Raw genomic sequence first — 13,164 nt, 5'->3', positions numbered from 1 at the left:
CGGTCAACCGTGATCCCTGGACCACGTGGTAGATCCCCGCCGCCCGCAGCGTGTCGTTGGTGGCCGGCGCGATCAGCCCGCGCTTGCCGGTCACCAGGGCGGCGGCGACGGCGCCCGCCTGGCCGCCGTTGGCGTCGGTGATCCTGCGGGTCAGCGCGTTGCGGGCGTCGTCCACGGCGGCCGCGAGCCGGAGCGACCACGGCACCGGCTCGGGCGGCGGCTTCACCGCGATCTTGCCGAGGAGCGAGCCGACCGCGCCGATCCCGCGGAAGTAGGCGTCGCGGGCGAAATCGTAGCCGCCGGGGCGCGCCGCCTCGGGGGGCGGGAGCAGGCGGGCGGTGGCGACGATGAAGTCGCCCGGCCGCAGCGGCGGCGCCTTCTTGAACGAGACGCGCACCCGGACCGGCCGCTCGGCCGCGGCCATCGTGCCGAGGCTCGCGACCCGCACCACCAGGCGGGCGCCCTCCTCACGCTCCTCCAGCGATTCGATCAGGCCTTCGAGCGGCGCGATGATGGTGCGGGTCAGCACCGGCGCCGCCACCTGCGCGACCCGCAGGGCGCTCGCCGCGAAGCCGAGGAGCGCCGCCATCAGCCCGAGGGCGACGGCCAGCGCCGCGGGCCGGGCACCGAGGAACGGCAGGGTCGCGGCGCAGGCGCCGGCTGCGACGAGGGGCGCCCAGAGCGAGGGCATGCCGTCGGTGGCGGTGAAGAACGCGAGGATGCCGGCGCCGAAGGCGACCGCGAGCCAGGGAAACAGCCGCCGCTGCTCGGCCTCGATCGCGAGCCCGCCGACGACCCAGCCGCGCACGGCCGGCCCGAGCACGGCGGGCGACGGGAAGCGGCCTGATGCCGACGTGGCGACGGCCCGTCCCGTCGATCGTGCGATGTCCCGCGCCATGATCGGCACACCGGTCGGCGCGAAACGGCTGCGCCGACCCGATTCTTAACGCATCCGCGAGGGCGTGCTAGAGCCGTCCGGGCCGGGTCCGGGCGCAGGTCCCCAGCTTCCGTGCGTCGTCGGGGACGACGAACCGCCTTTCCCTCCGTCGCAGAGCGATCTAGACGCGCGCAACCGGATCGGCCGATCCGTGCCGCGGCCGCGTTCAGGGTGCTCCTTCAGCCCCGTCACCAGAAGATCCATCGTCCGATGTCGTCACCCGTCGTCACGCGCTTCGCGCCCTCGCCCACGGGCTACCTCCATATCGGGGGCGCCCGCACGGCGCTGTTCAACTGGCTCTATGCCCGCCGGATGGGCGGCCGGATGCTGCTGCGCATCGAGGACACCGACCGCGAGCGCTCGACGCAAGGGGCGATCGACGCGATCCTCGACGGGATGAGCTGGCTCGGGCTCGATTGGGACGGCGACGTGGTGTTCCAGTACGCCCGCGCCGAGCGCCATCGCGAGGTCGCCGAGAGCCTGCTCGCCTCGGGCAACGCCTATCGCTGCTACGCCACGCCGGAGGAGCTGACGCAGATGCGCGAGCAGGCCCGGGCGGCGGGCAAGCCGCTGCGCTACGACGGGCGCTGGCGCGACCGCGACCCGTCCGAGGCACCGGCCGGGGTGAAGCCGGTGATCCGGCTGCGCGCCCCGAGCGAGGGCGAAACGATCGTCGACGACGCGGTGCAGGGCCGCGTCACCTGGGCCAACCGCGATCTCGACGACCTCGTGCTGCTGCGCTCGGACGGCAACCCGACCTACATGCTCGCCGCCGTCGTCGACGACCACGACATGGGCGTCACCCAGGTGATCCGCGGCGACGACCACCTCACCAACGCCGCGCGCCAGAGCCAGATCTTCTCGGCGCTCGGATGGGAGGTGCCGAAGATGGCGCACATCCCGCTGATCCACGGGGCGGACGGGGCCAAGCTGTCCAAGCGCCACGGCGCGCTCGGCGTCGACGCCTACCGCGACCTCGGCTACCTGCCGGCCGCGCTCCGCAACTACCTCGTCCGCCTCGGCTGGAGCCACGGCGACCAGGAGGTGTTCTCGACCGAGGAGATGGTGGCGGCCTTCGACCTGAAGGCGATCGGCCGCTCGCCGGCGCGGTTCGACTTCGCCAAGCTCGAGAACCTCAACGGCCTCTACATCCGCGGCGCGGCGGACGCCGACCTCGTCGACGCGATCGAGCGCATCCTGCCGAACGTCGCCCCGGAGCGCGGCCTCTCGGCACCGCTCGCGCCGGCCCTTCGCGAAAAGCTCGTCGCGGCGATGCCGGGGCTGAAGGAGCGGGCCAAGACCCTGATCGAGCTGCTCGACAGCGCCTACTACCTCACCGCCGCGCGGCCGCTGGTGCCGGACGAGAAGGCTTCCGCCCTCCTCACCGACGAGGCGCGCGGGCGGCTCGCCGCGATCCTGCCGGCGCTGGAAGCCCTGCCCGACTGGAACGCCGCCGCGACGGAAGCGGCCGTGCGGCACTTCGCGGAGACCGCCGGTCTGAAGCTCGGGCAGGTCGCCCAGCCGCTGCGCGCGGCGCTGACCGGGCGCACGACCTCGCCGCCGCTGTTCGACGTGATGGCGGTGCTGGGACGCGCGGAGAGCCTCGCCCGTCTCGGCGACGGCATCACGAAGGGTTGAGACCGCCGCCGCAGCGCACGCGCGGCCCGGTTTTCGCTTGGCGTCTCGACGTGGTTGTCATCCGCCCCGTTGCTGGCGCTCGGCCGATCCGCTAACCCGATGGGCTTGTGAGCACCTGCAGCAAAATGCCGGTGACTTCGGGTCCCGGGCGGCGCGGAGCGCAGCCTGGGCCGGCTTCGATTCGTTGCCAGGAAAGGGTCCACGTTCCATGAGCGCAGCCAGCACCATCACCGTGGACGGCAAGCAGATCTCTCTGCCCGTCAAGAGCGGCACGATCGGCCCCGACGTCGTCGACATCGGCAAGCTCTACGCCCAGACCGGCGCCTTCACCTTCGATCCGGGCTTCACCTCGACCGCCTCGTGCGAATCGAAGATCACCTACATCGACGGCGACGAGGGCGTTCTGCTCTATCGCGGCTACCCGATCGAGCAGCTCGCCGAGCAGGGCGACTTCCTCGAGACCTGCTACCTGATGCTGTTCGGCGAGCTGCCGACGCCGGGCCAGAAGGCCGACTTCGACTACCGCGTCACGCGCCACACCATGGTGCACGACCAGATGAACCGGTTCTTCACCGGCTTCCGCCGCGACGCCCACCCGATGGCGGTGATGGTGGCCTCCGTCGGCGCGCTCTCGGCCTTCTACCACGACTCGACCGACATCACGGACGAGAGCCAGCGCATGATCGCGTCGATGCGCATGATCGCCAAGATGCCGACGCTGGCGGCGATGGCCTACAAGTACTCGATCGGCCAGCCGTTCGTGTACCCGAAGAACGACCTCGACTACACCTCGAACTTTCTGCGGATGTGCTATGCCGTCCCGTGCGAGGAGTACCAGATCAACCCGATCTTCGCCAAAGCGCTGGACAAGATCTTCATCCTGCACGCCGACCACGAGCAGAACGCCTCGACCTCGACGGTGCGGCTCGCCGGCTCCTCCGGCGCGAACCCGTTCGCCTGCATCGCGGCCGGCGTCGCCTGCCTGTGGGGGCCGGCGCATGGCGGCGCCAACGAGGCGGCGCTGAAGATGCTGATGGAGATCGGCACGCCGGACCGCGTCGACCAGTACGTCGCCAAGGCCAAGGACAAGAACGATCCCTTCCGCCTGATGGGCTTCGGCCACCGGGTCTACAAGAACTACGATCCGCGCGCGCGGATCATGCAGAAGACCACCCACGAGGTGCTGAAGGAGCTCGGCAAGCACGACGACCCGCTGCTCGAGGTCGCGATGAAGCTCGAGGAGATCGCGCTCAAGGACGAGTACTTCATCGAGAAGAAGCTCTACCCGAACATCGATTTCTACTCGGGCATCACCCTCAAGGCGATGGGCTTCCCGACCGACATGTTCACGGTGCTGTTCGCGGTGGCACGCACCGTCGGCTGGATCGCGCAGTGGGCCGAGATGATCGAGGACCCCTCGCAGAAGATCGGTCGCCCGCGCCAGCTCTACGTCGGCCCGACCAAGCGCGACTACGTCGGCATCAACGACCGCGGCTGAGGCGCCTTCCGAGCGCCGTCAGCCGATGATGGATCTGCCGGCGGCGCGATGGGCCTCTCGGTCGCCAAAAACCCGCGCCCGTCATTCCGGGGCTGCGAGGCAGAGCCCGGGATCCTGAACCGCAGGCCGCCCTTCGGCAGGCATCGCCGGCGGTTCTGGATTCCGGCCTCGCCTTGCGGCGCCCCGGAATGACGGCAGCCCGACGATCCGAAGCCTCAGGTTCTGATCGCAGCCAGCACCACCCGCGCCGCGCTGCGGCTCGGGGCCTCGTCGCCCGGCAGCCGCATCAGGCCGTCGATGCGCTGCAGGGCCGCGAGCTGGCGGTCCCGCGCGGCGCCGCCGGTGACCAGGGGGGCGAGCGCCGTGGCGAGGCGGTCCTCGGTGCACTCGGCCTGCACGAATTCCGGCATCGCGTTCTCGCCGAGGATCAGGTTCGGCAGCACGATCGTCGGCACCTGGATCAGGCGCCGGGCCACCGCCTCCTCGACCCGCGAGACCTTGTAGGCCACCACCATCGGCACGCCGGCGAGCGCCAGCTCCAGCGTCACGGTGCCGGAGGCGGCGAGCGCGGCCCGCGCCTGGCGGAAGGCGGCGTACTTCTCGGCCTCGCCCGCGACGATGCGCACGGGGGCGCTCCAGGCCTTGGCCATGCGCTCGATCAAGGCGCGGTGACGGGTGACCGCCGGCAGCACCGCCTCGATCGGCCCGACGTCCCGCGCCATGCGCGCCAGGGTGCGGCCGAAGACCGGCATCAGCCGCTCGATCTCGGACCGGCGCGAGCCCGGCAGCACCACCACGCGCCACGGCACGGCCTCCCGCGACGCCGCGTCGGCGGCGTCCGGCCGCAGCTCGGAGAACCGCTCGATCAGCGGATGCCCGACATAGGTGCAGGGCGGCCCGTTGAGCCGCAGGTGCGCCTCCGGCTCGAACGGCAGCAGCGCGAGCACGTGGTCGACGAAGCCCCGCATCGAGGCCGCCCGCCACGGCCGCCACGCCCACACGCTCGGCGAGACGTAGTCGACGATCGGGATCTCGGGCGCACGCTTGCGCACCCGCGAGGCGACCGCGTGGGTGAAGCCGGGGCTGTCGATGATCACGAGCACGTCCGGGCGGTTGGCGACCACGTCGTCCACCGTCTGGCGGATGCGGCGCAGGAGCGTGCGCAGCCGCGCCAGCACCGGCAGGTAGCCCATCACCGCCACGTCATCGAGGGGGAAGAGCGAGGTCAGGCCGCGCGCCGTCATCGCCTCCCCGCCGACGCCGCCGAAGGTCACCGGGCGGCCCGCGGCCTCGCGCAGCGACGCCATCAGCTTGGCGCCGAGCTGGTCGCCGGAATCCTCGCCCGCGACGAGCCAGATCTTCATGCGCCGACCCCCATGCCGATCAGGAAGAGGCCGAGCCGGTCGGCCTCGGCGATCGTCTCCGCCCGGTCGATCAGCAGCGTGCGCCCGGCCTCGACCGCGAGCCCGACGCAGCCGGCGGCCGACGCGTTGCGGACCGTCCGCGGGCCGATCGCCGGCAGGTCGATGCGGAGATCCTGGTCGTCCTTGGCGCACTTCACCAGCACGGTCGCGGGCAGCGCCCGCTCGCGGCCCCAGAGCCTGAGGTCCCACGGCTTGCGCCCGACGGTGCGGGCGCGGGCGAGCATGCGGTCGGTGCCCTCGGGGCCCTCGACGGCGAGCACGCGGTCGGCCGCGACCACCACCGCCTGGCCGACATCGAAGGCCGAGAGCGCGGCCAGCAGCGCGCGGCCGGTGGCGATCGAGGCCGCGCCGGCCGCGTCCGGCGCGTGGCGGCCGATCGGGCCGGCGGGGCTGAGCAGGTCCGGGGCGACCTCGTGGACGCCGCACACGGTGTGGCCGTTCTCCTCGAGCAGCGCGAGGGCACCGCGGAGCAGCCGGTCGTCGCCGCCATCGGCGAGATTGCGCAGGGCGACCCGGTTGCGGAACGCGGCAGCAGCGTTGAGGATCGCGGCCGGGCTCGGCCGGGCGACGCCGCCGGCCGGCACGATGGTCGCCGGCCCCCAGCCAGCGAGGATGCGCAGGGTCTCGCCGATGTCGAGGAGGTCGACGGTGGCGTCGGCCCGCGCGCGCAAGGGGCGGTCGGTGAACCCGCGCAGCGCCAGCACCTTGAAGGCGCGGCCGGCACGGTCGAGGGAGTGGGCGACCTGCTCGGGCAGGCGCCCGGCGCCCGCGACCAGCACCAGCCTCGCGTCCGGCCGTGCGGGCCGAGGAGCCGACATCGGCGGCCTCAGGCGCCGCCGCCGGAAGCCGCCGTCTCGCGCGGCGTGCAGATCGAGCGCTTGCCGCCGGCGCGGATGAAATCGAGGATCTCGCGCACCGCCGGGTGGCTCTCGAATTCCGAGGCCACGTCCTCGACCCGCTCCATCAGCGTCCCCTCGGGGGCGAAGAGCAGGCGGTAGGCGCGGCGCAGCGCATGGATGTCCTCGCGCGCGAAGCCCCGACGCTGCAGGCCGACGATGTTGAGGCCGGCGAGGTAGGCGCGGTTGCCGAGCACCATGCCGTAGGGGATGCAGTCGTTCTCCAGCCCCGACAGGCCGCCGACGAAGGCGTGCGCGCCGACGCGGGCGAACTGGATCACCGCCGCGCCGCCGCCGAGAATGGCGTAGTCGCCGACGCTGCAATGGCCGGCCAGCATGACGTTGTTGGAGAAGATCACCCCGCTGCCGACGTGGCAATCATGCCCGACATGGGCGTTGGCGAGGAAGGCGCACTTGTCGCCGACCACCGTCTCCAGGCCGCCGCCCGCGGTGCCGGGGTTCATGGTGACGCCCTCGCGGATCAGGCAGTCGGCGCCGATCCGCAGCGTCGAGGGCTCGCCCTTGTATTTCAGGTCCTGCGGCGGGTGGCCGATCGAGGCGAAGGGATAGATCCGGGTGCGGGCACCGATGCGGGTGTCGCCCGCGACGACCGCGTGGCTGACGAGCTCGCAATCGACGCCGAGCACCACCTGCGGGCCGACATGGCAGAACGGGCCGATGCGGCAGCCGTCGCCGATCTCGGCGCCGGCCTCGACGATCGCGCTCGGATGGATCGCGGGCGCGCTCACGCCGTCACCAGCATGGCCCCGATCTCGGCCTCCGCCACGAGGGCGCCGTCGACGCGCGCCTCTCCGCGGAACCACCACATCGTCTTGCGGTGGTTGGTCTTCGTCATGTGGAAGCGGACCTGATCGCCCGGCACCACCGGCTTGCGGAACTTGCACTTGTCGATCGTCATGAAGAACACCTGCTTGGTCTGCACGTTGCTCTGCATGATGTGCCGGCAGCAGATCGCGCCCGCCGTCTGGGCCATGCCCTCGATCAGCAGCACGCCGGGAAACACCGGCATGTTCGGGAAATGCCCGGTGAATTGCGGCTCGTTGACGGTGACGTTCTTGATCCCGATGCAGCTCTCGTCGCCGTCGATCTCGATGATCCGGTCGATCATCAGGAACGGGTAGCGGTGCGGCAGCAGCTCCAGCACCTTCTGGATGTCGGCCGAGCCGAGTTCACGCGCCGTCTGACTCATCGATCTCTTCGATCCTCGCCTCGACGCCGCGCATCCGCGCACGCCCGTCGTCACCGATCCCCGTCCTTTCGACCCAAACGGCGCCCCGACGCAAGCGCGGCGGGCGCACGGGCCGGATCGATCGGCCCTTTCGATCAGCCTTTGTCCGCCGGCTCGTCCCGGCCCGAGCGCTCGGCCAAGCGGGCGAGCGTCGTCAGCTCGCGGAACCAGGCGCGGACCGGCTTGGCCGGCGTGCCGCCCCAGCGGCTGCCGGGCGGCACGTCCCGGTTGACGTTGGAGGAGCCGGCGATCTGCGAGCCGCGGCCGATGCGCAGATGGCCGACGACGCCGACCTGCCCGCCGAGCACGACGTAGTCCTCGAGCGTCGTCGAGCCGGAGATGCCGACGCCCGAGACGATCACGCAGTGGCGGCCGATCACCACGTTGTGGGCGATCTGCACGAGGTTGTCGATCTTGGTGCCCTCGCCGATCACCGTGTCGCGCGAGGCGCCGCGGTCCACCGTGGTGTTGGCGCCGATCTCGACGTCGTCCTGCACGATGACGCGGCCGACCTGCGGCACCTTGAGGTGGGTCGCCCCCATGTGGAAGCCGAACCCGTCCTGGCCGATCCGGGCGCCGGGATGGACGATGACGCGGTTGCCGACGAGCGCATGGCTCAGGGTGGCGCCGGCGCCGATCGCGCAGTCCCGCCCGATCCGCACGTTGGGTCCGATGCCGGCGCCGGGGCCGATCACCGTGCCCGCGCCGATCTCGGCGCCGGGGCCGACGACGGCGCCGGGATCGACCGTGACGCCGTCCTCGAGGCGCGCATCGGGGTGGACGTGGGCGCCGGGCGCGATGCCGCGGGCGCCGAACTGCGAGCCCGGGCGAAGCGCATCCGGGTGCAGCCGGCCGAGCAGCACCGCGTAGACGCGGTAGGGATCGCGCAGGACGAGGCTCGCGGTGCCGGCGGGCACGCGCGCGGAAAAGCGCGGGGCGACGAGGCAGATGCCGGCCCGGGTCGCGGCGAGCGCGTCGCCGTAGCGGGCGTTGTCCATGTAGGCGAGGTCGCGCGGCCCCGCGGTCTCGAGCGGCGCGGCGCCGTCGATCCGGTGCGCCGGATCGAAGCCCTCGGGCACGGGCAGGCCAGCCGCCTCGGCGACGAGGCCGAGGGTGAGACCGGGCTGCGGGATGAAGAAGACGGGATCAGGCATGCACGACAACGCGCCGCCCCGGGAAACCCGAGGCGGCGCGCGACCTTTTTTCTCGGATCAGAACCGCGAGCCGCCGGAGAAGCGGAACGCCTGCGTCTGGTCCGCGCCGATGTGGCCGTACTTGCCGAGCGTCGGGACGAACACCTTCAGACCCTCGTCCTTGCTCAGGGCGTAGGCGTAGTCGAAGCGGATCGGGCCGAGCGGCGAGTTCCACAGGATCGAGGCGCCGACCGACGAGCGGATGACGGCCTTGTCGCGGACGTTCACGCATTCCGGCTCGACGCCGATGTTGAAGGCGTTGAAGTTGCACGCGCCGCCGGGCGCGGTGCCGTTGATGAAGTTGTCGCCGTTCACGTCGAACGTGGTGCGGCCGTGATAGCCGAACAGCGTGCCGGCGTCGGCGAAGACCGCGCCCTTCAGGCCGAGATCGCGCGGCACGTAGGGGAGCGGGAACTGGATCTCGAGGGTGCCGCCGACGTAGGTCGAGCCGCCGATGGCGTTGGAGCGGGCGTCGGTGGTGCCGACGTCGCGCGGGCCGATGCCGTTGGGGGCGAAGCCGCGGACCAGCGACGGCCCGAGGAAGAACTGGTCGGTGATGCGCAGCGGGTTGCTGTCCAGCGCCTCGATGTGACCGCCCTGGAGGCGGACGAAGCCGACGACGTCCTCGTAGAGTTCCTTGTAGTACCGGGCGTCGCCGGTGACGCGGAAGAACTTCGAGTCGCCGCCGAGGCCCGCGACGTCGGGCTTCAGCTCGGCGTAGAGGCCGTTGCGGGGCGCGCCGATGACGTCCAGCGTCGAGTAGGCGAGCGTCAGGCCGGCGAGCGAGGTGAGCGTGTTGCCCTGGGAGCCCTTGATCGCGATCGAGGCCTCGCCGTTGTAGGCACAGGCCGGGTACTGGGCCAGCCCGCTGACGTCGCGGCCGTTGAGCTGCGCGCCGTTCGGGTAGACGCTGGTGATGCCCGGGATCGGGTTCGAGCAGTCGTTGTAGGGCTGCTTGATCGAGTTCGGGACCTTCAGCTCGGTGTTGTAGAGCGAGTAGCGCAGGGTCACGCCGAAGGCTTCGGTCACCGGCAGGCCGATACGGAGCTGGCCGCCGTAGACGGTGGTCTCGTAGCGCGAGTACCGGGTCAGGTCGCTGTACTTGTAGAACGCGTCGAAGCCGGCCGCGAGGCGGTAGCCGAGGAAGTACGGCTCGGTGAACGAGAAGTCGACGCCGCGCGAGTACTGGCCGCCGGTACCGGCGACGCGGACGTACTGGCCGCGACCGAGGAAGTTCGACTCGGAGACCGAGACCTCGCCGATGATGCCGTCCTGGGTGGAGTAGCCGCCCGCCACCGAGAACGAGCCCGTGGGCTGATCCTCGACGTCGATGTTGATCACGACGCGGTCGGGCGAGGAGCCGGGCTCGTTCGAGAAGCGGACCTTCTTGAAGAAGCCGAGGCCGTTCAGGCGGCGCTCGGCGCGGTCGGTCAGCACGCGGTTGTAGGCGTCGCCCTCGGCGATATCGAGCTCGCGGCGGATGACGTAGTCGCGGGTGCGGGTGTTGCCGCGGATGTTGATGCGCTCGACGTAGACGCGCGGGCCGTCCTCGACGACGAAGCCGAGGGAGACCTGGTGGGTCGCGCGGTCGCGCTGGCCGGTCGGGCGGACCTGGGCGAAGGGATAGCCGGCCCGGGCGACGTCGTTGGTCAGGCCTGACAGGGTCTTCTCGACGTCCTCGGCGTTGTAGACGTCGCCGACCGTGGTGCGGATCTCGCCGTCGAGGTTCTTCGTGTCGAGGCCCGGCAGGCGGGAATCCACCGCCACGGCGCCGACCGTGTACTGCTCGCCCTCCTCGACCGTGACCGTGATCACCCAGCCGTTGGCGTCCGGGCCCTCGACGTAGCGGGCGTCGGCGTTGACGATGCGGAAGTCGGCGTAGCCCTTGCGCAGGTAGTAGCGGCGGACGAGGTCGAGATCGTTGGCGATGCGATCGGGATCGTAGACGTCGGAGGTCTTGATGAACGACAGGAAGTTCATCTCGGACGAGGAGACCAGCCCCTTCAGCGTCCGCTCGCTCACGGCGTTGTTGCCGACGAAGGTGATCGACACGATGCCGGTCTTATCGCCCTCGTCGATCTGGTAGATCACGTCGATCGAGCCGTTGGGCAGGTCGACGGTGCGGTAGGTGACCTTGGCGGTCCCGCGGCCGGCGCGGCGGTAGACTTCCTTGATCCGCGCCATGTCGGACTTGATCACGGCCTCGTTGAAGGCGCCGCGGGCCTTGGCCTCGACCTGCCCTTCGAGCGTGGCCTTCTCGATCTTCTTGTTGCCCTCGAACACGACCCGGTTGATCAGGTTGTTCTCGCGGACCGTCACGACGGTGCGGCCGCCGCTGGCGGCGACCTTCACGTCCGCGAACATGCCGCTGGCGAGCAGGTTGCGGCGGGCTTCCTCGGCGGAGCCCGATGCGGTGCCGGTGACGTAGGAACGGATGGTGTCGGCATCGACGCGGCGGTTGCCCTGAACGACGATCTGCTGGGCCTGCGCGACCCCGGTCAGCGCAATGCCCGCCGCGGCGGCTAGGACGATGGTCCGCTTCACCGACTTGCGCCGGTGCTTCCCCGTCATCGACATCATCTATTCGCCCGTCTGTCTTATCATCGGATCGGGTTCGCACCCGCCACGAGCGACCGTTGACCGGCCGTCCCGTAATACCTGGTCCAAGCGTAGCTCTTAGCGGGATTCCCCTGCCAAGCAAACGGCGCGGGGGGTCCTATGACCGGGATTTTGGGGGCCGTGGCCTTCAGGCCACTTAACGCTCCCGCAAAGTTCCCATCCATTTCGTCGCAGGGTAAACGAACGGTAAATCCCTGCCCCGACACGGAAATCCCGAGCCGTGCCGGATCTGGGAAACGTCTTCGTAACCCTTCCACGGCCTCCCGTCAGGGGACTCGCCGGGGGCCGGTCAGGCGCCGCCGAAGGCCGCCGCGCGCGCAATCGCGGCGGGATTGCGGCGACCGCCTCGTGGGCGGCGCGCGGGGACCGAGCGCGGTGCCGCGCTCAGGTCGCGCGCCAGGAGGCGCCGAGGTTCAGGATGTCGTTCCAGGCCGCGAAGATCATCAGCACCAGCACGAGGGCGAGCCCGACGCGGAAGCCGATCTCCTGGGCGCGCTCGCTCAAGGGGCGGCCGCGCACCACCTCGAAGGCGTAGAACAGCAGGTGGCCGCCATCGAGCAGCGGCACCGGGAACAGATTGAGCAGACCGATCGAGACCGAGAGCAGCGCGATCAGCCCGATCAGCGCACCGATGCCGCCGACCTTGGCGACCTCGCCGGAGACGCGGGCGATGCCGATCGGCCCGGAGAGCTGGTCGGCGGATTCGCGGCCGGTCACCAGCTTGCCGAGGTAGGAGAAGGTGCGCTCGACCACGAACACCGTCTCGTGCACGCCGAGGCCGAGGGAGGCGACCGGGCCGTAGGTGACCAGCTTCGCCTCGGAGGCGGCCGGCGAGCGGATGCCGAGGCGCCCGATGCGGTGGCGGCCGAACTTGGTGCTCTCCTCGTAAACCGACGGCGTCGCGACGATCGGCACGTCGGCCCCGGCCCGCTCGACGACGAAGTTCAGCGGCGTTCCGGCGCTGCCTGTGACGATGCGGTACATCGTGTTGAAATCGGGGATCGGCTCGCCGTCGATGCTCTTCACGAGGTCGCCGGTCTGGAAGCCGGCCTGCGCCGCCGCGCTGCTGGGATCGATCGCCGAGACCCGGGCCGGCAGCTCGAGACGGCCGCCGAGCCAGATCGCGCCGGCGAACAGCAGGATCGCGAGGATGAAGTTCGCCACCGGGCCGGCGACGACGATCGCCGCGCGCTTGGCCACCGGCTGGGTCGGGAAGCTGATCGCCCGCTCCTGCGGCGTCATCCGCGCGATGGTGTCGGCATCCGGAATGCTGGCGCCGTTGGCGTCGCCGTGGAACTTGACGTACCCGCCGAGCGGGATCGCGCAGAGCTTCCAGCGGGTGCCGTGGCGGTCGTTGAAGCCGACGAGCTCCGGCCCGAAGCCGATCGAGAACGCGTGGACGCCGACGCCGCACCAGCGTCCGACGAGGAAGTGCCCCATCTCGTGGACGAAGACCACGACGGTCAGCACGAACAGGAACGGGATCACCGCACCGAAGAAGCCGGTGGCCGTGCCGCCCATCGCGGTCAGGAAATCCATGCGTCGATCCTTGGGCCGCGATCGGGCCTTGCACTCCGCTCTAGCAGATCGGGGCGGTGGTGATCCAACGCAAACCTGCGCCGACGAAACGCCAGCGTGGCACGAGCGCGCGGCGGCGGCGATGCGGGCGCGGCGCGAACCCGCCTTTTCCCCGCTATCCCCCCGCCCCCC

The 13,164-nt window shown here is 71.0% G+C and carries 9 protein-coding genes and 1 pseudogene; 2 read left to right on the top strand and 8 right to left on the bottom strand.

Annotated elements, in window-relative coordinates:
- Positions 1-4: 4 nt before the first annotated feature.
- Positions 5-898 (bottom strand): annotated as a pseudogene (locus MKK60_RS03950) (ComEC/Rec2 family competence protein); the annotation flags it as partial.
- Positions 899-1,147: 249 nt separating this feature from the next.
- Here MKK60_RS03950 and gltX point away from each other — a divergent pair.
- Positions 1,148-2,575, top strand: coding sequence for a glutamate--tRNA ligase (gltX, locus tag MKK60_RS03945; RefSeq protein ID WP_243983993.1), 1,428 nt, complete (start codon positions 1,148-1,150; stop codon positions 2,573-2,575).
- Positions 2,576-2,783: 208 nt separating this feature from the next.
- The gene (gltA, locus tag MKK60_RS03940; protein ID WP_147844312.1) at positions 2,784-4,073 is read left to right on the top strand and encodes a citrate synthase; all 1,290 of its coding nucleotides are present in this window, start codon (positions 2,784-2,786) and stop codon (positions 4,071-4,073) included.
- A gap of 215 nt (positions 4,074-4,288) precedes the next feature.
- Here gltA and lpxB read toward each other — a convergent pair whose 3' ends face one another.
- The 7 genes from lpxB to MKK60_RS03905 all read right to left on the bottom strand — a co-directional run bounded on the left by lpxB (position 4,289) and on the right by MKK60_RS03905 (position 12,993).
- Positions 4,289-5,437, bottom strand: a complete 1,149-nt coding sequence (gene lpxB / locus MKK60_RS03935; RefSeq protein WP_243983992.1) for a lipid-A-disaccharide synthase — start codon at positions 5,435-5,437, stop codon at positions 4,289-4,291.
- The gene (locus MKK60_RS03930; RefSeq protein ID WP_243983991.1) at positions 5,434-6,315 is read right to left on the bottom strand and encodes an LpxI family protein; all 882 of its coding nucleotides are present in this window, start codon (positions 6,313-6,315) and stop codon (positions 5,434-5,436) included. The genes lpxB and MKK60_RS03930 overlap by 4 nt, the downstream gene beginning before the upstream one ends.
- An 8-nt stretch (positions 6,316-6,323) precedes the next feature.
- Entirely contained in the window at positions 6,324-7,142 is an 819-nt protein-coding gene (gene lpxA, locus MKK60_RS03925; protein ID WP_243983990.1) for an acyl-ACP--UDP-N-acetylglucosamine O-acyltransferase, read from the bottom strand.
- A complete protein-coding gene (gene fabZ / locus MKK60_RS03920; RefSeq protein WP_243983989.1) occupies positions 7,139-7,603 on the bottom strand; it encodes a 3-hydroxyacyl-ACP dehydratase FabZ in 465 nt (154 codons plus the stop codon). The genes lpxA and fabZ overlap by 4 nt, the downstream gene beginning before the upstream one ends.
- Positions 7,604-7,737: 134 nt before the next feature.
- Positions 7,738-8,796 carry a UDP-3-O-(3-hydroxymyristoyl)glucosamine N-acyltransferase gene (gene lpxD / locus MKK60_RS03915; RefSeq protein WP_147728016.1) on the bottom strand — a complete coding sequence of 353 codons (1,059 nt, stop codon included), beginning with the start codon at positions 8,794-8,796 and terminating at the stop codon, positions 7,738-7,740.
- A 57-nt stretch (positions 8,797-8,853) separates the two neighbouring features.
- The gene (gene bamA, locus MKK60_RS03910) at positions 8,854-11,415 is read right to left on the bottom strand and encodes an outer membrane protein assembly factor BamA (RefSeq protein WP_147728015.1); all 2,562 of its coding nucleotides are present in this window, start codon (positions 11,413-11,415) and stop codon (positions 8,854-8,856) included.
- 423 nt (positions 11,416-11,838) lie between these two features.
- Positions 11,839-12,993: a M50 family metallopeptidase gene (locus MKK60_RS03905; RefSeq protein ID WP_147728014.1), complete on the bottom strand. Its 1,155-nt coding sequence runs from the start codon at positions 12,991-12,993 to the stop codon at positions 11,839-11,841.
- Positions 12,994-13,164 lie beyond the last annotated feature (171 nt).

The sequence above is a fragment of the Methylobacterium sp. J-092 genome (assembly GCF_022829325.1).
Lineage (GTDB): Bacteria > Pseudomonadota > Alphaproteobacteria > Rhizobiales > Beijerinckiaceae > Methylobacterium.
The sequence above is the reverse complement of the archived record's forward strand: the minus strand, read 5'-3'. Positions and strand labels throughout refer to the sequence as shown.

Excerpts from the sequence above, each read along its gene's own strand:
- gltX (WP_243983993.1), top strand. The coding sequence starts at position 1,148 with ATGTCGTCACCCGTCGTCACGCGCTTCGCGCCCTCGCCCACGGGCTAC.
- gltA (WP_147844312.1), top strand. The coding sequence starts at position 2,784 with ATGAGCGCAGCCAGCACCATCACCGTGGACGGCAAGCAGATCTCTCTG.
- MKK60_RS03905 (WP_147728014.1), bottom strand. The coding sequence starts at position 12,993 with ATGGATTTCCTGACCGCGATGGGCGGCACGGCCACCGGCTTCTTCGGT.
- lpxD (WP_147728016.1), bottom strand. The coding sequence starts at position 8,796 with ATGCCTGATCCCGTCTTCTTCATCCCGCAGCCCGGTCTCACCCTCGGC.
- MKK60_RS03930 (WP_243983991.1), bottom strand. The coding sequence starts at position 6,315 with ATGTCGGCTCCTCGGCCCGCACGGCCGGACGCGAGGCTGGTGCTGGTC.
- lpxB (WP_243983992.1), bottom strand. The coding sequence starts at position 5,437 with ATGAAGATCTGGCTCGTCGCGGGCGAGGATTCCGGCGACCAGCTCGGC.
- fabZ (WP_243983989.1), bottom strand. The coding sequence starts at position 7,603 with ATGAGTCAGACGGCGCGTGAACTCGGCTCGGCCGACATCCAGAAGGTG.
- bamA (WP_147728015.1), bottom strand. The coding sequence starts at position 11,415 with ATGATGTCGATGACGGGGAAGCACCGGCGCAAGTCGGTGAAGCGGACC.